The organism is Microvirga sp. M2, assembly GCF_047497095.1.
Lineage (GTDB): Bacteria > Pseudomonadota > Alphaproteobacteria > Rhizobiales > Beijerinckiaceae > Microvirga.
On the sequence record NZ_CP134065.1, the window covers coordinates 578579 to 597746 of the forward strand.

19 protein-coding genes are annotated in these 19168 nt (G+C 63.0%); 10 read left to right on the top strand and 9 right to left on the bottom strand.

Annotated features, from left to right (window positions below; all coding sequences use genetic code 11):
• The first annotated feature begins 16 nt into the window (after positions 1 to 16).
• From mepA to RE429_RS31395, 8 genes are all read left to right on the top strand, one after another.
• On the top strand, positions 17 to 934 hold the full coding sequence (gene mepA, locus RE429_RS31360) for a penicillin-insensitive murein endopeptidase (RefSeq protein ID WP_414476180.1): 918 nt from the start codon (positions 17 to 19) through the stop codon (positions 932 to 934).
• 610 nt (positions 935 to 1544) lie between these two features.
• Entirely contained in the window at positions 1545 to 1883 is a 339-nt protein-coding gene (locus RE429_RS31365) for an extensin family protein (RefSeq protein ID WP_414476500.1), read from the top strand.
• Between the two features lie 791 nt (positions 1884 to 2674).
• Positions 2675 to 3166, top strand: a complete 492-nt coding sequence (locus tag RE429_RS31370) for an Hsp20 family protein (RefSeq protein WP_414476181.1) — start codon at positions 2675 to 2677, stop codon at positions 3164 to 3166.
• A gap of 76 nt (positions 3167 to 3242) precedes the next feature.
• A complete protein-coding gene (locus tag RE429_RS31375) occupies positions 3243 to 3509 on the top strand; it encodes a hypothetical protein (protein WP_414474369.1) in 267 nt (88 codons plus the stop codon).
• 11 nt (positions 3510 to 3520) lie between these two features.
• Positions 3521 to 3913: a hypothetical protein gene (locus tag RE429_RS31380; RefSeq protein ID WP_414474368.1), complete on the top strand. Its 393-nt coding sequence runs from the start codon at positions 3521 to 3523 to the stop codon at positions 3911 to 3913.
• 303 nt (positions 3914 to 4216) lie between these two features.
• Positions 4217 to 5287: a sensor histidine kinase gene (locus tag RE429_RS31385; protein ID WP_414476182.1), complete on the top strand. Its 1071-nt coding sequence runs from the start codon at positions 4217 to 4219 to the stop codon at positions 5285 to 5287.
• Between the two features lie 501 nt (positions 5288 to 5788).
• Positions 5789 to 6697 carry a tyrosine-type recombinase/integrase gene (locus RE429_RS31390; RefSeq protein ID WP_414476183.1) on the top strand — a complete coding sequence of 303 codons (909 nt, stop codon included), beginning with the start codon at positions 5789 to 5791 and terminating at the stop codon, positions 6695 to 6697.
• Positions 6698 to 6707: 10 nt separating this feature from the next.
• Positions 6708 to 7904 carry an IS91 family transposase gene (locus RE429_RS31395; RefSeq protein WP_414476184.1) on the top strand — a complete coding sequence of 399 codons (1197 nt, stop codon included), beginning with the start codon at positions 6708 to 6710 and terminating at the stop codon, positions 7902 to 7904.
• Positions 7905 to 8530: 626 nt separating this feature from the next.
• On the opposite strand, the gene RE429_RS31400 is transcribed toward RE429_RS31395, so the two are convergent.
• The 6 genes from RE429_RS31400 to RE429_RS31425 all read right to left on the bottom strand — a co-directional run bounded on the left by RE429_RS31400 (position 8531) and on the right by RE429_RS31425 (position 13094).
• Positions 8531 to 8959, bottom strand: coding sequence for a hypothetical protein (locus tag RE429_RS31400; protein ID WP_414476185.1), 429 nt, complete (start codon positions 8957 to 8959; stop codon positions 8531 to 8533).
• A gap of 606 nt (positions 8960 to 9565) precedes the next feature.
• Entirely contained in the window at positions 9566 to 9934 is a 369-nt protein-coding gene (locus tag RE429_RS31405) for an antibiotic biosynthesis monooxygenase family protein (protein WP_414476186.1), read from the bottom strand.
• Between the two features lie 181 nt (positions 9935 to 10115).
• Positions 10116 to 10550: a YybH family protein gene (locus RE429_RS31410; RefSeq protein ID WP_414476187.1), complete on the bottom strand. Its 435-nt coding sequence runs from the start codon at positions 10548 to 10550 to the stop codon at positions 10116 to 10118.
• A gap of 366 nt (positions 10551 to 10916) precedes the next feature.
• Positions 10917 to 11159 (bottom strand): hypothetical protein, encoded by a 243-nt coding sequence (locus RE429_RS31415; protein ID WP_414476188.1) that lies wholly within the window; start codon positions 11157 to 11159, stop codon positions 10917 to 10919.
• A 559-nt stretch (positions 11160 to 11718) separates the two neighbouring features.
• Positions 11719 to 12579, bottom strand: coding sequence for a GNAT family N-acetyltransferase (locus RE429_RS31420; protein ID WP_414476189.1), 861 nt, complete (start codon positions 12577 to 12579; stop codon positions 11719 to 11721).
• 206 nt (positions 12580 to 12785) lie between these two features.
• The gene (locus tag RE429_RS31425; protein WP_414476190.1) at positions 12786 to 13094 is read right to left on the bottom strand and encodes a hypothetical protein; all 309 of its coding nucleotides are present in this window, start codon (positions 13092 to 13094) and stop codon (positions 12786 to 12788) included.
• 176 nt (positions 13095 to 13270) lie between these two features.
• Here RE429_RS31425 and RE429_RS31430 point away from each other — a divergent pair, with 176 nt between their 5' ends.
• Together RE429_RS31430 and RE429_RS31435 are read left to right on the top strand one after the other, a co-directional pair.
• Positions 13271 to 14338: a PhnA-like protein gene (locus RE429_RS31430; protein ID WP_414476191.1), complete on the top strand. Its 1068-nt coding sequence runs from the start codon at positions 13271 to 13273 to the stop codon at positions 14336 to 14338.
• A gap of 191 nt (positions 14339 to 14529) precedes the next feature.
• On the top strand, positions 14530 to 15324 hold the full coding sequence (locus RE429_RS31435) for a YihY/virulence factor BrkB family protein (protein ID WP_414476192.1): 795 nt from the start codon (positions 14530 to 14532) through the stop codon (positions 15322 to 15324).
• 67 nt (positions 15325 to 15391) lie between these two features.
• On the opposite strand, the gene RE429_RS31440 is transcribed toward RE429_RS31435, so the two are convergent.
• Genes RE429_RS31440 through RE429_RS31450 form a run of 3 tightly spaced genes read right to left on the bottom strand, consistent with a single transcriptional unit; the run spans position 15392 to position 18875 of the window.
• Positions 15392 to 17239: a hypothetical protein gene (locus RE429_RS31440; RefSeq protein WP_414476193.1), complete on the bottom strand. Its 1848-nt coding sequence runs from the start codon at positions 17237 to 17239 to the stop codon at positions 15392 to 15394.
• Positions 17230 to 18324 carry a glycosyl hydrolase family 8 gene (locus tag RE429_RS31445; RefSeq protein ID WP_414476194.1) on the bottom strand — a complete coding sequence of 365 codons (1095 nt, stop codon included), beginning with the start codon at positions 18322 to 18324 and terminating at the stop codon, positions 17230 to 17232. Before RE429_RS31445 ends, RE429_RS31440 begins: the two co-directional genes overlap by 10 nt.
• The gene (locus RE429_RS31450; RefSeq protein ID WP_414476195.1) at positions 18321 to 18875 is read right to left on the bottom strand and encodes a hypothetical protein; all 555 of its coding nucleotides are present in this window, start codon (positions 18873 to 18875) and stop codon (positions 18321 to 18323) included. Before RE429_RS31450 ends, RE429_RS31445 begins: the two co-directional genes overlap by 4 nt.
• Positions 18876 to 19168 lie beyond the last annotated feature (293 nt).

Here is a 19168-nt window from a genome sequence, read left to right on the forward strand (position 1 = left end):
GTTCGGTCAGTCCATCATGCTGCGATCCGTCTCCCCCTGGCTTTTGCTTCTCCCGGTCCTCATTCTCAGCACGGCGGCCCTGGCGCAGGATAAGGGGAGCCTCGACCCACGGCCGCTCCCGCCGCTGTCCAACCCGGACGATCCCGCGACGCCGGCAAAGGAGTTGTTTGGGCGACGCACCACCCCCGTGCCTCTCACGGCGCTGTCGATCGGCAGTTACGCCAAGGGATGCCTCGCGGGCGCGATGGCCCTCCCGATCGACGGCAAGACCTGGCAGGTGATGCGCGTCTCGCGAAACCGCATGTGGGGCCATCCCCGCATGATTGCCCTCCTCGAGCGGCTGTCGGGGCAGATGCCTGAAATCAATGGCTGGCCCGGTCTCCTCATCGGTGACATCGCGCAGCCGCGCGGCGGGCCGATGCTGACCGGGCATGCGTCGCACCAGGTCGGGTTGGATGCCGATGTGTGGCTGATGCCGATGCCGGATCGGCGCCTCTCCGCTGAAGAGCGTGAAGACATGTCGGCCACGAACATGGTGCGGCCGGACCGCCTCGACGTCGACCCGGCGGTCTGGACGCCGGCGCACGTCGCGCTGCTGAAAGCCGTGTCGCGACAACCCGAGGTGACGCGGATCTTCGTCAACCCGGCGATCAAGAAGGCCTTGTGCCGTGAAGCCGGAGCCGAGCGCGGCTGGCTCAACAAGATCCGCCCGATGTTCGGCCATGACTACCACTTCCACATCCGCATCGCGTGTCCGCCCGGGGATGGTCGCTGCCAGGGCCAGGAACCTCCCCCTGCGGGCGATGGCTGCGGGGCAGAACTCGCCCGATGGTTCACGCCGCAAATGCTCTTTCCAAAGCCCGGCCGAGCGCGGCCGCCGATGACCGTCGCGGCCCTTCCGCCGGAATGCCGTCGCGTGCTCGTCGCACCGTAGGTCCAGCCGTGGAGAGCGATCGCTCGTGCGCCGCGAACCGCTGCTCGGCGCACAGGCGAGTGTCCGAACCGTGGTCATCGCGACCGGACCCGGGTTCCATGGCTCGTGTTGCCGTTCCGGCGGCTGCGGTGCACCCCCGCGAGTGAACCGGAACCGCAACTGTTGCGTTCCTCCCGAAACTGGGGGTGGGACTCATGCTGCGCTCTAGCCTTCTCCTTGCAGCGATCGTTGCCTTGGGGACCGGCACGGGCACGGCGCAGCCGATGCCGCCCTTGCCCCCGCCTCGGCCGCGGGAGGCGCTGCCGCCCGCTCCGCCCTCTGCGGCTCCCGTCGAGCTGGCTCGGCCAGCCCCGGAGAGGCAAGGTCCCGCGCCGCCCGTGGCGGCACCCGAACCCTGTCTGACCCGCCTCAAGGCCGCGGGGTTCGAAGTCGAGGCCGTGGAACAGCCCTCCGCGTCAAGCGAACTCTGTCGGATCGAGGATCCCGTCCGACTGACGGCGGTTCCAGTGCCCTCCCGGCCCGGAGCGATGGTCCGCCTTGGCGTCCAACCCGTCCTGGCCTGTCGCTTTGCCGATCCCTTCGGCCGTTGGGTGGGGATCTGGTGGCGCCGATGGTGGCCGGGAGCCTGAACACCGCATTGAAGAACGTCCAAACAGGCCCGGGCTTTGAGTGCCGCCCTCGCAACCGGGCCGAGACCGGCAGGCTGTCGACCCACGCCGAAGGGCTGGCCATTGACATCGCGGGTTTCGAGCTGGCGAACGGATCGACCCTGCGCGTCAAGCCACAGGGCGAGGCTGCTCCGGATCCGACCCTCGCGGCCATCCGTAAGGCCGCCTGCGGCTGGTTCACCACGATCCTCGGACCAGGCTCCGATCCGGACCATGTCGATCACCTGCACGTCGATGTGCAGCAGCACGGGTCGAGTGACCGCTACCGCATCTGCCAATGATGACTTTGAACCCGCGATGAGCATTTCCGCCCTCCTTGCGGAGGCTCATGGATCGCCAACGTCAAAGGGTGAGAGGAGTGAGGCTCAAGATGGCGCTCGAGAGCATGTTCATCGCGGATTCTCTACAAATCCTCGAAGGTCTCCTGTGGGTCGAGCCTGTGTGAAAACGCCGACGCGTTGCCCTTTGGAGCAATCCTATTTCGCGCAAGCCCCATTTGGCCGGGGAAATCACGGTAGAAGAGTCCAGACTTGTATAAATAGTTCGGTAAAGTGAAGCTGATTTGAGTTTTCACACAGCCTCGGTCAGGAACCGAGATTCCGTGTGTTTTCGGAATGTCCGGTTACGTGAGGATCGCCGCCCTCGAGCTTAGGTCTCACGCGTGCCATTCGCGGTCGTTCAGGAGGATTGCATGTAGGCCTTTCTGGCATTTGCCGTTGCGACAGAAATTGTAGACAGAAAGGCTTATCGGCGCGCCTTAACCCCACTGATCCGGACTCCTGGACTTTACTCCAGTCCCCGTCGAGCCAGGGCTCCTAGATTGCAGCGCTGGAACCACGAGTGCATCCGCCTCACCATACCGCCTCCGTGGGATCTCGATGAGCCGTGTGATCCGTTCGAGTGACCCTAAAAAACTCAGGAGGCTTGGCGTTGTGTCGGTAGGGTGGACGGGCTTGACGACGCAAAATCCCGTTCCTACCTTGATGAGCGCCAAGGCTCAGACGAGCTTGGCACACGGGCGCCGGCGGTGTCCGGCGCTCTCGGATCCATGTTGCTCTAAGAGGATGTGGCTATGAGAACTTTCGACTTCTCCCCCCTGTACCGCTCGACGGTCGGATTCGACCGCCTGTTTGACATGCTCGATCAGACCACCCGGGTCGAGCCCATGACCAACTGGCCGCCTTACAATATCGAGAAAGTGGGCGACGACCAGTACCGGATTACCATGGCGGTGGCCGGTTTCTCCCCGGATGAGATCGATCGACTCACCCAGCACGGCTCCGCCCTCCGGGTGACGGGACACAAGGGTTCCGAGGAGGACAGGCAATATCTGCATCGCGGCATCGCCACCCGCGCCTTCAAGCAGACGTTCAACCTCGCTGACCACGTCAAGGTGACGGGCGCGAGCCTGGAGAACGGGCTGCTCACGGTCGACCTGGTGCGCGAGGTGCCGGAGGCCTTGAAGCCACGCCGGATCGAGATCGCCACGAACAATCAGCCTGTGATGGCGCAGGATAACGCGAAGCAGATCGAGCACGGACCACAGGAGACCAGGGCCGCGTAAGCGAGCTGGCAGCAAGAAGTAACCTCGGGCGCCTCCTGCCCGAGGCTGGACTGTTGGCAGAACTCAGGAGGAATCGATGCAACAAACCTTCAGAGACGACATCGCGAGCGAACTCACGGTTCCCCGTCACAGACCCAGCCGCGGGTTCACGCATCCGCACCAGGTGCTCGGGCATGCACTCCTGTCGAGAGGCCAGAAGCGGGCCTTGCTTGCCGAATGGGCGTCGGACGCCTGTTCGGTCGAGGGCCGACCTGGATGGCGGCAGATCCCTGGTTCCGGCGCCGCTGTCGTGATCGACGACATCCTCGATGCCCTCAGGGCGCTGGACCAGAGCCACAGTTGACGGAGCGTGGGATGAGAACCGAATTCTCTGTCCCTCCCGCCCCAGGCGCCATCACCCGGTTGCCTTGGCTCCGCGCCAACGCTCGTCGACGCGAAGTCCGTGCCCCGCCCGACCTGGATCGCGCCCTGGTGACCCCCGCGTCCGTGTTCGCGTCACCCGCCGATGTGGTACGTCATCCCCGTCTCACCCTCGATGGCAAGCGTGAGATCCTGTGGCGCTGGGCCTGGGACGAGTACCTCCTCGACCTGGCTCTCGCCGATGGCATGCCCGAAGGCGAGCCGCCGCGTCTGCCGGAGGTGAAAGCGGCCTTGCGCCTGCTGAACATCGAATGGAGCCCGGATCCGGCCGCGCCAGCGATGCCAATCCCGCAGGTCGAGCAGCACGAGCTTTGCCTGGCAGCCTGAGCTCAAGGCTGCGTGTTAGAGCGCCCAAGCAAGCACCGTGCTCGACGTACGCTCCTCCGAGGATCGCCGGCTCGGTCACTCGCGCTATGTTTGGAACTCGGACGTTACATTCAGAAGCGCCCGATCGGGGCCGCCGCTGATTGGCGCTCGGAACAAACTTCTCTATTTCTGAGTTCTCGGACTGCCCAGGTTCACCCTTGCGACCGGGGCAGGAATCGATGTGTATACACCAGAGCACCCATGCCGGAGCCTACACCACCTTCCAAGCGCACCAGCTCCCGCCGCACGCCCGCGGGAGATCTAGTGAATGCGATCGAGCGCCTGGCGAGCGCGGGCGAGATCGAAGATGTGGTCGAGGTGGTCCGGTCGACGGCGCGTCGGTTGATCGGGTCCGATGGCATTGCGGTCATCCTGCGAGAGGGCGACGCCTGCCACTATGTGGAGGAAGACGCAGTCGGCCCGCTCTGGAAAGGCCGCAACTTTCCGCTTTCGTCGTGCATCAGCGGCTGGGCGATGCTCCATCGCCAGACGGTTGTGATCGCCGACATTCGCCGTGACGAGCGGATCCCGCAGGACCTCTACCGTGAAACCTTCGTGCGCAGCCTCGTGATGGCGCCTGTGCGGTCTGAGGACCCGATCGGCGCAATCGGCGCTTACTGGGGCCAGGTCTACGAGCCAACATCCGACGAGGTCGAGACCCTGGAAACCCTCACCCGGGCAACCGCGACCGCGATGGAGAATGTGCGCCTGGTGAAGGCGCTGTCGCGAGCCCTTGAGGAGGCGGAATTCGCGCGTGACGAGCTTCGGCACCGGGTGAAGAACGCCTATACCGCCACCGAGGCACTCGCGAGGTTGACCTTGCCGCCGGAGCATGCGCGAGCGCTCTCGGCGCGGATCGCCGCCTTGGCTCGCGCACACGATCTGCTGGATCGGAAACTGGCGCACCAGGACCAGATCACGTTGGGCGAGCTCGTAGAGGCCGAACTCGAACCCTATAAGGTGGACGCCCCCGGACGGTTCACCGTAGTGGGCCCGGTGGTCACACTAGCGGGCCCGCAGGCGCTGGCTCTCGGCCTTGCTCTCAACGAACTCGCGACGAACGCGCTCAAATACGGCGCGCTCTCTGTCCCGACGGGCCGGTTAGAGGTGAGCTGGAGACGGGATGCTCAGCATCTGGTGCTGGAGTGGAGCGAAGCCGATGGACCGATGGTGAGAGGCGCCGCGCTCGAGAGCTTCGGCTCCCGATTGCTGAGGCGGTTGGTGGAGGGTCAGCTCGGCGGTTCATTGCGTCGGCACATGGAGAGTTCTGGCGTGACTTGTGTCATCGAATTTGCTGCACCACTTATGATCGGCTCCGACCGAGTCGACACGTAGCGGCCACAGTCGACCAACGGGACGGGAAAAGCAGCCGTGGCATAGCGCAATCAGCGGCTCCACGGCACCCGAACAACGGGGCATTCCGTCCACAACGGGCTGGACTTCGGCGACAGTCTGCGCCCCAAGGTGGCGCTCGTATTGCAACGGCCAGTCTCATCCTGGAGGACTGGCCAGCCGGTGCGTCGCTGATGATCATTGCACGCAAAAGGGTCCACATGCCTTCAATCGCAGGACAGAACCGTGGTCTGGGAAGGTCTCCTTCGGGTCAAAATTTCACGTTCCTGCCGATTAACGAACGTCAGCACCTGAGTGTCGAAGCGGACCAAACGCTTACGTCTGCCCCGTGCCATAGAACGAACCCGCTCGCGCGGGAGGACGCGCGTTTCAAGGCTGACGCTGAGCCTCTGGCGCCAGTGAGGCTGTGATCGATCAGAGGTGACGGACGCTGCTCCGCCTCCAAGCTTGAAGGGTCAACCTTCAGCTTGAGAGGAGCGCTCCATGATCGTCCATCCGTCGCCTCCGGCCGGCACCGCGTTGCGCCAGCGCATGATCGAGGACATGACCGTGCGCGGCTTCACCGAGAAGACCCAGCACGACTACATCCGCTGTGTGAAGACCTTCGCCGCCTTCCTCGGCCGCTCGCCCGACAAGGCCACAGCCGAGGACCTGCGTCGGTTCCAGGTGCACCAGACCCAGGCAGGCCTCCAGCCTCCAGGCATCAACAGCGCCGTCGCGGCGCTGCGCTTCTTCTTCACCGTGACCCTGGACCGGCCCGATCTCGCCCGCCGTCTCACACTCATCCGCCAGCCGCGCAAGCTGCCGCTGGTGCTGAGCCTCGAGGAGGTTACGCGGCTGCTCGAAGCGGCGCCGGGTCCCAAGTACAGGGCCGCGCTGGGCACGGCCTACGGCGCCGGACTGTGCGTCTCCGAGATCGTGTCGCTCAAGGTGAGCGACATCGACAGCACGCGCATGCTGATCCGAGTCGAACAGGGCAAGGGCCGCAAGGACCGCCATGCCATGCTGTCGCCGCAACTGCTCGAGCTCCTGCGCGCCTGGTGGCGCGAGGGAAGCCGCCGCGGCCTGATGCTGCCCCAGGGCTGGCTGTTCCCGGGCCGCAATCCGGTCACGCCATTGTCGACCCGTCAGGTGAACCGCGCCGTCCACGCCGCAGCCCAAGCCGCCGGGATCCCGAAGCGGGTGACGCCGCACACGCTGCGCCACAGCTTCGCCACGCATCTGCTGGAGCAGGACATCGACATTCGCGTCATCCAGGTCCTGCTCGGGCATGCCAAGCTCGACACCACCGCGCTCTATGCCCGCGTCGCCACCAGCACGATCCGCACGGTCATGAGCCCGCTCGACCGGATCTGGCCTGGGCCGCAGGACGGGGCGCGGCCGGACGGATGACAGGGCGGCGGTGCACCGCCCGCCGCTCGAGGTCGCCGACATCTTCCATCGGCATGGCGCCGCCTGGCGTGCGACCCATGCCGGCCATCTCAGTCTTGGCCAGATCAAGGTGATGGCGGCGATCGAGGCCTGCCGCACCGCAGTCCTCGGCGGCCATGTCGAGGGCTGCGAGGCCTGCGGTCACATCCGCATCGCCTACAACTCCTGTGGCAACCGGCACTGCCCCAAGTGTCAGGGCGCCGCGGCCCGGGACTGGCTCGCCGCGCGCGAAGCCGATCTGCTGCCGGTCGGCTACTTCCACGTCGTGTTCACGCTGCCGGCCCGGATGGCCGCCATCGCCTGGCACAACAAGGCCGTGATCTACGATCTGCTGTTCAAGGCCGCCTCCGAGACAATGCTGACGATCGCCGCCGATCCGAGGCATCTCGGCGCCCGCATCGGTCTTACCGCCGTGCTCCATACCTGGGGCTCGGCCATGACCCACCACCCGCACGTGCACATGATCGTGCCCGGCGGTGGCCTCTCGCTCGACGGTGAGCGATGGGTGGCGTGCCGGCCCGGCTTCCTCCTGCCCGTGCGCGTGCTCTCGCGGCTGTTCCGGCGGCTGTTCCTGTTCAAGCTCGCCGACGCCCATGCGGCCGGGCATCTCCAGTTCTTCGGCGATCATGAGGGCCTCAGCGACCGCCGCGCCTTTGCCGCCTTCCTGGCGCCCCTGCGCCGGACGAACTGGTTCGTCTACGCCAAGCCTCCCTTTGCAGGACCTGAGGCTGTGTTGGCCTATCTGTCGCGCTACACCCACCGCGTCGCGATCGCCAACTCTCGGCTGATCTCGCTCGACGAGAGGGGCGTCACCTTCCGCTGCAAGGACTATCGCCGCAACGGAGCCGAGCGCGACCAGGTGATGACGCTCGATGCGGGCGAGTTCATCCGGCGTTTTCTGCTCCACGTGCTGCCCAAGGGGTTCCATCGCATTCGCCATTACGGCCTTCTCGCCAGCGCCGGGCGCAAGGCGAACATCCTGCGGGCCCGCGCCTTGCTCGCCGTGCCGGAGCCTGAGACGGACTGCGCTGATACGGACAAGGCTGGCCTCGCCGCATCTCCGGACACGAGGCCGCGCTGCCCATGCTGCGGCGGTCGCATGATCGTCCTTGAGACCTTCGCACGCGGCCACTATGCCCGCGCGCCGCCTGGGACGCAGACACCATGAGCTCAAACCACAAACCGGATTGCAACGCTGCCCAAGGCGCTCACCATCGGCAGTCGGAAGGCTGTGTGCAACGGAGCTCGCGGGCCTTGGTCAAACAGGTCTCAACGCTGACGTCATCTGTCCTTCAACGGGCGCATCGCAACCTGCGCGAGCTTCACGCGCGCCGGCCACCGGCCGAAGCCTCACGTCCAACACGCCAAACACGTTTATCCGGCCACAGCGGGCCAGGCGGAGCCGTCAAATCTCCATAGGTCAAAACCTGCGCTCGTCATCCCGCGGGTTCGTTCCCTGGAGGCTGTCGGACGCCGGCCCTGATGCATGTGCCTACGTCGTGATGGCCGGCATCCGAAACCCATCACAGGCAGTGAAGTCCGTTCAATTTCCGGCATGTCTGGTTACGTGAGGATTGCTGCCCTCGGGCTAGCATCCCAAGTGTGCCACAACCGGCCCCTTCCTCACTCACCTCATTGAGGCGAACGACCTGGGCCTGGACGCGGGCGAGGGGCGAAAGCAGGGCGGTGGCTCGCACCGCGGACGGGATGGCATAGGCGCGTACCATCCCGTTCTCGATGGAGCGGGATGTGGGAATGCCCCGGCAATTTCACTGTACTTCGAAGACAGGGCGATCAGGACGCCTTTGCCCGCTCGGCCTCTGCACGGCCGATCATGGCATCGATGACGGCCAGTTCGGCCTGTTCGATCGACGCCGCGGCATAGTTGACCGCCAAAGTGGCCTCCCATTCCAGCCTCTCGGCCTGGTTCGCGGCCCTAGCGACGTCCCGCTCGTGCTTGTGCTGGGCGATGTCGGACTTCAGAGCGTCCATATCGGTGGCGATCTTGGCCTTGAGGGCCTTCACCTTTTCAGCAGCAGTCTCGTTGGCGGACTTGAGATCCTGATCCACCTTCTTGACCGCGGTCTCGGCAGCGGCTCGCATCTGCTCTCTGCGCTCCATGATCTTGTCGTATGCTTCCTTCTTCGCGGCCGCTATGTGGTGCTCGGCATCCTTGGCGCGAACCGACAAGTCGGCGAGATGTTCGGAGAGTGGTTTGCCCATGGCGCTTCTCCTCTGGTGCCTTCGCCCGCCCAGCAGGCGCATCATAGAGCCTTCGCCAGACTGTTCTTGATTGGATGGGACATTCTCTTAACCCTTTAGGCCGCCTGGACGGTCGGGATGAGGACCGCCCCGATGCCGGTAGCCACTACGTCGCACAGCGAGATCACAACCCGGTCGAGGTTCGGAAACAGCTTGAGCAGACGGAACAGAAATTCGGGGACGACCGCGTCGGGCGAGTTACCGGCACCAGCCGCGTTAATATAGGATGAACCCCTGAAATGCAGGTCGGCTGGATCTGGGCGCCCGGGTGACGCGAAGGGCCGCTACGTGTCAAAGGCTGACCTGCCCATAAAGCCCCCTCCCCTCGTTGCTCAGTGATGCCGTTCAAAAACGGTGGTTTTGAGAATGAACATGAGGTCAGCCCCGTTCCGGGTGCCGAGCTTCCGGGATTGTGGTTCAATTTCACGGACGGCCGCTTTTGACAAGCATTCAGCCTTGGAAGGGAGTTTCTAGGCTCAGGTAGCAGTGGACGTACCACTGCCTAAGGAACACCGTGCATTAGCTTGCTACCCTGGAATCGACCTGTACGTGTGGAACCTTATCCCCTCACGCGGTGCAGAGGTTAGGCACCGCCACCTTGGCAAAAAGGTGCGGCTGCGTGACAGCACTCGACGGGTAGGCGTCGAGTGCGCTCCGGAACTCCGGGTGTGTAAATGCGGCGCGAAAGTGGGCCACCGACTCCCAAACTGCGTAATTGAGGAACATCGAACTCTCCCCGATCGCGCGGTGTAATTGGGTCGAGATGTAGCCGGGCTGGCGCTTCATCCAGTTTGCGTCATGCTCCCACGCCGCGAGCAGCCCATCGATGTCGGCGGGATCCACCGTGAAAAGGTTGACGAGGACGACCGGCGCGGCCTCAGCACTGAGCTGCGTGTCGATTGGTGCCTTTGGATCAAGGGGCTGGAAGGTGAGCATGGGTATCCTCCTGTCGGGACTGCCCCGTTCCGTTCGACCCTCAAATGGCGCTCCAGTCGCGCATGGAAAAGCAAACCGCGATGTTGGTGCGTATTTCGCGGAAGCCCCATTTTGGAACTGATAACGGCAGGAAGAAAGGGATCCGGACAGGGTCCACTCCATTCCACCTATTCGGACTCAACTAGCGACCGGCCGCTTGCGGATCGCGAGCGATCTCCTGCATGGCCTGGGAAAGATCGGTGTGATGATGGACCATTTTCCAGCCCCCCGCCTGCCGGCGATAGACGTTGGTCACCCGATGCTCGACCGGCACCTGTCTCCCGGCCAGCGTGGCTTGGCCTGTCTCGACCCCAACCTCATAGGCCATGTCGCCAGTGACCTGAATGAGTTGATCGCGGAGTTCGACATGGCCGTTGCTAAACAGCTTGGAGGCTCGTAACCAAAAGTTCCCAACACTCTGCCATCCCACTTCGCGACCACCGACCGGATTCATGGTTGTGACAGTATCGCTATGCAACCAAATCTCGTTCATGGGGCCTGCATCGCCATCGAGCATGCGGTTCAAGGCTAAGTAAAAGCGCTCGGATGCGCTACGGACTTCGTCTTCCGCTGACATGATCCGTCCTCCTGGGGAGTTATGGAAGCCGCCAAACGAGGCGGCCTCCGCAGCGTTGGCAGGCACTATTGCAAGGGGATGAGCCCTGCGCTTGATCAGTCAGGACAATCGTCTGGCATTTTGGGGCAGCGCTCTGGTCTCCGAGAGGCCGCAAAATTCCGAGAACCCCGTCCATAGAACGGGATAGTGTGCCGTCTTAGCGCATTCGCAATAATTGTGCAGCGGCTCCGGCTCTAAGTAAGTGAAGGGACTGTCTAACCAGTTCTTTGGATGCCCTCGACCGGAGCCTGAATACTCGCGAATGCTTGCCGCGCGTCAACGCAGTCCGCTGGGGCCCGGCCCCTCACGAACGGACGCCCGGACCCATCATTTGCGCTCAGGCTGGCTCGCTTTCGGCTGCGCGATGGCACCAGCGCTGGGGTGGCGATTGTCCACCTGCTCTTCGCGCCGGACACCATCACCTTTTAGCCGTCCATCAAACAGGAACGGCTGTGTTCCATTCGTGCTCCTGGCAGCCGGAGCCTGCGACTGTCTGGACGGAGCATCTTGAGCAGTGGCGGTGGTGGTTGCGGCCAGTGCCAACGCAAATGCGACTACCAATCTCGACATGATAGGCCTCTCCTCTTCCGGTATGGGATCAGCGCGACTGTATCAATCGGTTTCGGTCCCCATTGGGAAGCAACTGGGCACTAGGATGATGACAGTTTGATGGGGCCTCACCTTTTCGCGAAACGGGCGTTATGGAGTGCCGAGCCTATTAGAGAGCTAATCAGAGAAGGTTCGGAACGGGTCAGACTTTCACGTTCCGGCTACCTAGCGAACGTCGGCGTTTGAGTGCCGAAGCGGTCCAAATGCGTACGTCATACGGCGAACAGAACCTGCCAGGCGGCCTCTTGGTTGAAATGTGGGCCACGCGGAACGATAAATACTGACGTGAGGCTCTATGCTCGATCACGCAGCCTTAGGCTGGTCTGACTTGTGACCTTCCGTCACGATTTCGAGCGCATCATCGGGCAGGGGACGTTGCAGCTTTAGCGCCCTTCGAGCAGCGCGGAATCCAGCTCAGCGACTTGGACCGGCGCGGCATGGCAAAGCAGGACCTCGCCACAATCCGGCAATGCATTGAGCCATGCCCAAGCCACTAGAACTGGTCCAGAGCGAGCATGGGTTAAATCTGCATATCGGATAGCATGAAGGCTCGCCCCTCTGGCGCGAAGAAGCCGCGAACCATGTGCCCATTATCGAAATGGGTTTGTTCCTCAGGCGTCCAAGAGAGACGGTCGGGCGTCAGGTGTACGTCGATCCGCTCCCCGGTATAGCCCAGAGCAGAAACGATTGCTTCCAGCGACGGTATCGATGGCGCGACGATATCGAGCAGGGTCATTGATGATCCCTCTCGTCCTTTTACCGCGACAACCGCATCAAGGTCCGGAAGGTGGAGCAATTCGATTTCGGGCGTCTCGACCGCCTTCAACATAAACAAGGCTGGGTGGTCGCAAGCCGAAGCCACCAGCGAAGTCGGACTTCGCCGGGAAAACATATCCCGTACAAATGCAGCATCCCTCTCGTCGTCCAAGGATAGCTGACGGCAGCTTGCCCGCGTCTGCCGGAGCGCCAATCCGGCACTAAAGGTTGCTTCTTCGATCTGACGAAAGCCGAATGGCGTGTAGAGGCTTGGCGTGCCAGTTGCGAGAGTAACCAGTTTTACCCTTGCATCGGCAAAGCTGAGGGCTCGCCCCATCAGATCGCGAAACAGACCTTTCCCGCGCCACTCTGGCCGAACCGCGACGGATTGAACGCCCAAGGCTGATACCGGTTCGCCCATGAGCCACAGCTGCCGCTCATAGAGGCTGACGTTGGCGACCAACTCGTTGCCACGCCACCAACCAAAGACGACGACGCTCGGATCATGGCCCAATCGATCAAGAGGCGAAACATCAACGTCAAAAACGTCGTATATGAGCCGTGTCAGTTCCGACAAACCCTGCTTGGATCGAGCATAGTCGGAACGGAAGTTGAGCGGGTTCATCCATTACCTTGCGTGTTGCGACAATCGTGGCTGTCACGTGGCTTCCGGCTGGTCCGCCTTGTGACCTTCCGCGGTGCGCAGGCCCTCCCTCGATCAACGTCTGGCAGAGGTACAGCCCCGGATGAGAAACATGCATCGCAATCTATGCGCCGACAAGGTCTCCAGCGACGATCAGCAGCGGGTCGTCCGGAAAAGATTCCGACGTCTCAGGAATGTCTGTTGTCCCCTTCGTCAGCAGACATTCCGCATACTTCGCAAATGTGCCAATTAGCGGTCGTTCGCATCAGATCATGCCCCTCTGATGGAGCTGCCACCAGCTCCTCGATGGTGTCAGTCACCGTCTGCAGGCACACACGCCCAGTCACCACATCCCGCTTGTCGACCGGTACGGTCTCCTCGACCAGCGGAATGACCTCCTCGGCCACGCTGTGGCTGCTTCGCGCTGCCTCCTCGAGCACCGGAAGGGGCTCCTCACCGTCCGGCTTTCGGCTGGGAGGTTGGGCTGGGTTGCTCATGACTGCCCTCAAATGAACGCCAGCCAACGGGAACGCGCCGCGGGAGTTCCTTGCGCCGGAACCCCGGGCAGCCTTGGCCGCCTCTGCGACAAATCGTTGATCTGTAAGGAAATCCGCCTGTCCGTGCTGAACAATTTCCCCGCCCAAAGGTTGGGGCCGAACAGGAGGTCTCCGCCATGACCGACATCCAGCACCCCGACACGCCGCGCAATCGCGGCGACTACGACGCTCCCCGCATGAGCCCGGTCACGCCGTCCGAGGACTCGCGCACCATCATGCTCAACCAGATCTCCTGGGGAGCTGTGCTTGCCGGCGTTGTCGTGACCCTGGCCATCCAGCTTATTTTCAACCTGCTCGGCATCGGCGTCGGGGCGGCCACCCTCAATCCTGCCGCTGGGGCCGCTGGCAATCCATCCGCCTCGACCTTCTCGATCGGTGCCGGTGCTTGGTTCGTGGTGGCTGGAATCCTGGCCTCGCTCGCCGGCGGCTACGCCGCAGGTCGGCTGGCCGGCAGGCCCAAGGCGTCCACCGCAGGTTGGCACGGCCTGACGGCGTGGGCGCTGACCACGCTCGTCATCTTCTATCTCCTGACCACCACCGTGGGCGGGCTCCTCGGCGGCGCCTACCGCACCGTGACCAGCGCCTTGGGCAACGTCACCCAGGCCGTTGGCTCGACGGCGCAGACCGCCGCCCAGGCGGCCGCTCCCAGTCTCGCCGGATCCGCCGACCCCTTCTCCTCGATCGAGCAGCAGATTCGCGGCGCCACGGGCGGCAATGATCCGGCAGCTCTTCGTGACGCCGCCATTGCTTCGGTGCGAGCCGCGCTGACCGGCAACGAGCAGCAGGCAGCCGACGCGCGCAACCGCGCTGCTGATGCGATTGCACGCGCCCAGAACATCCCAGTCGATCAGGCACGCACTCAGGTGCAGCAGTACGAGCAGCAGTACCGCCAAGCGGTCGACCAGGCGAAGCAGCAGGCCACGCAAGCCGCCGATGCGGCGGCGAAAGGCGTGTCCCGTGGAGCCCTGTTCGGAGCTCTGGGCCTGATCCTCGGGGCGGTCGCCGCGTGGTTTGGCGGGCGCATGGGCACCGTCGAGCCGACCGTCACAGCTCGGCTGGGCCTGAACCGTGCCGGAGCCACCACCTCGGCGGTGACCGGCGGCCACACGAGCACCACCGTCGAGACCGACCGGACGCCGCGGGCGTCATCATCCACGAAGACAGGCAACACGCGGTCGTCTTGACGGGACAGCGAAAGGAGCCGCTCATCCGCAGAACTCGCAACCAACCGCAGGTGCTGGCGGGGAGATGTGGCGCGCTGGCATCGAGGCTCCCGGAAGATGTGATCTGCGATGCGGATCATCCAGGTGATCTCACGGAACGCGGTTGGCTCGACGTCCTCGCCCGGCTTGCTCATTCCCTGCGCCAAGACGGCATGTGGCTCAGGTCCGCGGGTGTTGCGTTCTGTGCCATCTTCGCCGCGATCCCCAGTGCATCGGTCGCGATGGCCGTCGTCGGGCTCCTGGCCAATCCCGAGGCGGTGCATCGGCCGATCGAGATGCTCGGCGGCCTCGTGCCCGGGAATGCCACCCTGTTCCTGGCCGATCAAATGCAGGCGGTCGCGCGTACCTCGCGAATGCAGCTTGGTGCAGGGCTCGGCGGCGGCCTGATCGCCGCACTATGGGGAGCTTGGTCGGGAGCCTCGGGGCTCATCGCGGCCCTCAACGTGGCCTACCGGGAGGAGGAAGTCCGGAGCTTCCTGTGTCGGGAGTGGGACGCATTCGTGGTCGCCTTGGCGGCCGGATCGTTCATGTTGCTGGCGTTCGCCGTGGTTGCCTTGGCCCCTCTGGTACTCAGCCTGCCGCCACTCGGTCCGACGTTGCAAGCGGCTGTGTCCCTCGCCCGCTGGCCGGTCCTGGCGATGCTGTGCATTGCTGCCCTCGGCATGCTCTACCGCTTTGCCCCATGCCGGCGCGCTGCCAAGTGGCGCTGGGTCAGTCCGGGGGCTGCGGTCGCGACGGCCTTGTGGCTCGTCACCGCAACTGGGTTCTCGTTCTACGTCTCGCACTTTCCCTCATACAACCAGACCTTGGGACTGCTCGGGACCATCATGATGCTGCTGACGTGGTCATATCTGAGCGCCTTCGCTGTGCTGCTTGGCGCCGAGCTGAATGCGGAGCTGGAGCAGCAGACATTGCGCGACACCACTCGCGGGCAGCTCGCTGCATGAGCGCGTAACGAAGACCCACCATTTGCTCGTCCCTGCCCCGGATTTGCGAGGGAACCTCTGGGAAACGTCAGTCCCCTCTGTGCAGAGGGTCCAGCTTGGATCCGGAATAGTACAGGCCATATTGAGTGTCTTGCGTGGATTGCTTCTTGTCCAATTCGGTAAACTTCTCGCGGGCTTTGTCATACTGGTTCAGGTTGTAGAGAGCCCATCCACGCAGCAGCCCAAGGCCATGGTCTTCCTTTGCGATACCGGCGCGCTTGTCGAGAGTCGCGAGCGCTTCACGATACTTCCCGTTTTTGAACTGCTCTACAGCCGCGTTGGCAAGCTGGCTAGCCTGTGGCGAGCCGCTACGCCGCGAGCCCGTGCCGCCCTGTCGTACCCCAACCTGCGGCTTGTCATAGGCCCGGAGAGCGGCAACGGCGGCATATTGATTGCCATAATCCGAAACGGTCTTGTGAAATAGCACTTCGTCGTTGGCTCGATGAGCAGCAAGGGCGAGCCCTAGCACGTTATTCTCCGTTGCCTCCCACGCAACGGAAGACGCAAACCAATGGAGTGCTTTGGGGAAGTTATTCTTGTTGTAGTGATACCAGCCGAGCGCCTGGCTGCCGTTCACGGACTTAATGGTCGCAACAACATCCTCCATCCGCGCCAGGCGCGCCTCAGCAAACGATGTGGGGTTTGGCTGCGTGAGAGCAGTGGCGACAATTTCGACGTAGAGTTTGGCAACCAGCGGGGATGCATTGCGCCATTCGTAGGAAGCAGCCTCGGCTTCCGCGAGTTGGCCTTGCTGACGCAGCGCCAGTGCATAACCTTCAGCCGCCTTCGGCAGCTTGTCCCAATCCACGGCCTGCTTGAACCACTCCGCTGCTACCGGCCATGACTTCAGGGAGTAGTAGTGCCACCCTAACAAGTCTGCATCGTTCGACATCTTCTTCTGCTTGACGAGGCTCTCAAAGGCCTTCAGGTCAGCAGGAGAAACGGGTGCTGCCGTGACGTCGGAAGCAACGGCTCCGATCTGCCTCCGCATGAGATCGAGCTGTACGGCCTCCAGGGCTTTTCCGTTGTCGCTCTGATAGCGTGCTGCCGCCATTAGCGCTTTGACCGCCGGCACCGGCAGCAGCTCCATGGCCTTTTGAACGGTCGCAAGACGCTCAGCCGGATCGGGGCAGCGGCTGAGAATGTACTTATAGAGTTCCAGGGCTCTGTCTTCCTGACTCGTCTGCACGAGAGCCTCGGCCACACGCCACATGGAATCGACATCGGCGCAGACCAGCATGCCTGAATGGGATTCCGCGGCGGCGAGAACTCCATGGGGATCTTGTGCTTCTGAAGCTGCAATCAGCTGAGCGCGGATCTGAGCCCGATCGAACTCCTGCACGAGCTTCTCGGAAGGACGCCAGTTCGGATCAGCCTTCTGGATGTTCTCGACGGCAATCCGGATCTCGTCAAAGCGTCCCTCGCCGAAAAGATCCCATAGCTTCTGCTCGACGGCCGGATCGCCCGCTTCGTTGAAGAGGTCGGTCGGGGGCTCCCAGGACGGATTTAGCGCTTTGATGCGCTTGATCTCCATGGAAACACGAGCCGAGTCGTTCTGAGAGGCATAGAAGCGCAAAGCGGTCTCATCCACCTTGGCGGGGGTCGCACGCAAGGGCCTTGCCTCCTGGCTTGTCGGAGAGGCTGCCGTTGGATCCACGCCCATCAGTAATGGACCGCCGGTCGGCGTGGCCCTGGTGCCGCCATGGCCCGGTATGGGAGCCTTGAGATCGAAGGGGGCATCGGGGGTTGCATTGTTAGGTTTACTCAACAGCAGACCCGGTCGCTGCCCCGTTCCCCCGGCGCTCTGCGCCATGGAGATCATCAGAACGGTGGAGCTGATGCAGCCCAGGAGAAGGGCCATAGGCTTCATAGACATTCCGGGTACCTTTCCTGAACGGCAATCAATGACAAAATGTGGAGGGTCGTCGAGTAGTAGGTCTCGGGTTCGACCTTCCGCAGGGAAGGGTGAAGCTTTTCCTGGTGCAGGGCGCACTTCGCGGAAGCGATCACAGCCTTGAATCCTGTTCCGCCGAAGGTCTGCTGGGCGCTACCCACGGGCAGATCGACCTCGAAGGGTCCGAGATTCAACTCGCTGTTCCAGAGCCCCACAAAGGGGCGCAGAAGGTCTGGCTTATCGAGCTTAGCCCAGGTGAGATAGAGAGGAATGCGGATCGCATTGTAACTGAACTTCGCCGGGAAAGCCTTGGCAGGAGCCGGTTGGCCAGATCCCATCGCAATCCAATCCGACGGCAGGCGCAGTGGACCGAATCGGCTTTCTTGGATCAGCTTAAGCCCAGTTCTTTGAACTGCTGCCCAGTCCGTCTGCTTGTCAAACGCCTTAAACCTCTCAAGCGCCGGGAACACCCAGTAGGACAGATTGAGGACTTGCCCGTCGGGATGATCCTCGGGTGAGAAACCGATCCTTCCGGGAAGCAGAGTGAGCCCTTCTCGGCCCCGAGTGGTATTGGCACTCCCAACGGTGCGGATGATGTCGAGAGCCGCGTCGCGGTAATCCCGTGCTCCCCACTGCTCGGCCCCCTCCCCCAAGGTCCATGCAATAAGAATATCTCCATCGGAGGCATTATTCTTGTCCGTCACCTTTGGCGTGGAGCGGTCATCCCATTTCCAGGCTGCAAGACCGCTGGAGTCGATGTAGAGTTCACGCTTCGTCCACTGCCAGATCTCGTCGAACGCGACACGATCTCCGGCTTTGACTGCGATCAGCATGGCATAGCCCTGCCCCTCGCTGTGACTAATGCGGTTGACATCGTCGATGACACGCCCGTCCCGCACGAAACGCTGCTTGTAGGCGCTCCATGCCGCCTCCAGCCAATTGGCCGCGAGACCAGCTGTGTCAGGCTGAGACGGCTCCGCTCCCAAGCTCGCCGCAGTCCCATTCAATGGCGAAAGGGCTACAGAAATAAGCATGGCAAGGCCCAACGCAGCCTGCTTCACCATCATGACTCGCGAACTCCTGAAGAGCGGAGCGCCCATTGCATGAGAGCCGTCAGCACCGTGAGGAGCCCAAGCAGGATTCCGAGATAGATCACAGTGTTGCGCGATAGCCAGCCGGCAGCAATCAGCCGAATATTCTGGAGGCTCCATGCTGCGGTCGGCACAAGCATGATCTGCTCGGAAACACGGTTGCTGATCGATCCATCCTCGGCAGTGTACACTGCTGCATCGCCGACGAATTGTTGCCAGAGAGACCCGGAAAGGATCTCCGTCAGTGAATGAGCGAGATGCTCCGTGCTAGGTGCCACGACCACCGTTGTAGAGCTAACATTCGGCAGCAACCTGGAGCGCCAGCTTCCGCCAACGCCGTCGATCTGAGCTCCTTGTGCCAGGACAAGCGTGCCGGCCTCGGTGAGCGGCAAGTCCTCTCGCTTATTAGCATCAAGGAAGCTTGCACGGCTGACGGCTCCGGAGACCAGACTGGAAAGAGTCTCCTTTGCGGATTGGACATAGCCGTGTAGCCAGTTTGAGCCTTCTTCATCGAAGATCTTGAGCATCTTGGACGGCTGCGACGGCATTGCTGGCGAGGTGGCGAGAGTCAGACTGGCTGTGCTGTCCGCAGTCCCTGGCCCAGGTGGAGTACCCGCAGGCAGGTCATGGGTGTAGCCGACGGCGGCCAACTGAACCCGCTGCCGCCCAGAGGCCACCTCCGGCGCTCGCGAGGTAGGCTGAAGCCAGACCTTCCTGAGCTTCTCCGGATCGAGCCCGGCTGCTCGCAGTATGACTCCCGGCATGTCCTCATAAGCTCCGAGCGCAAGCACGTGGGGCGAGCCGGGCGGTACAACATCAA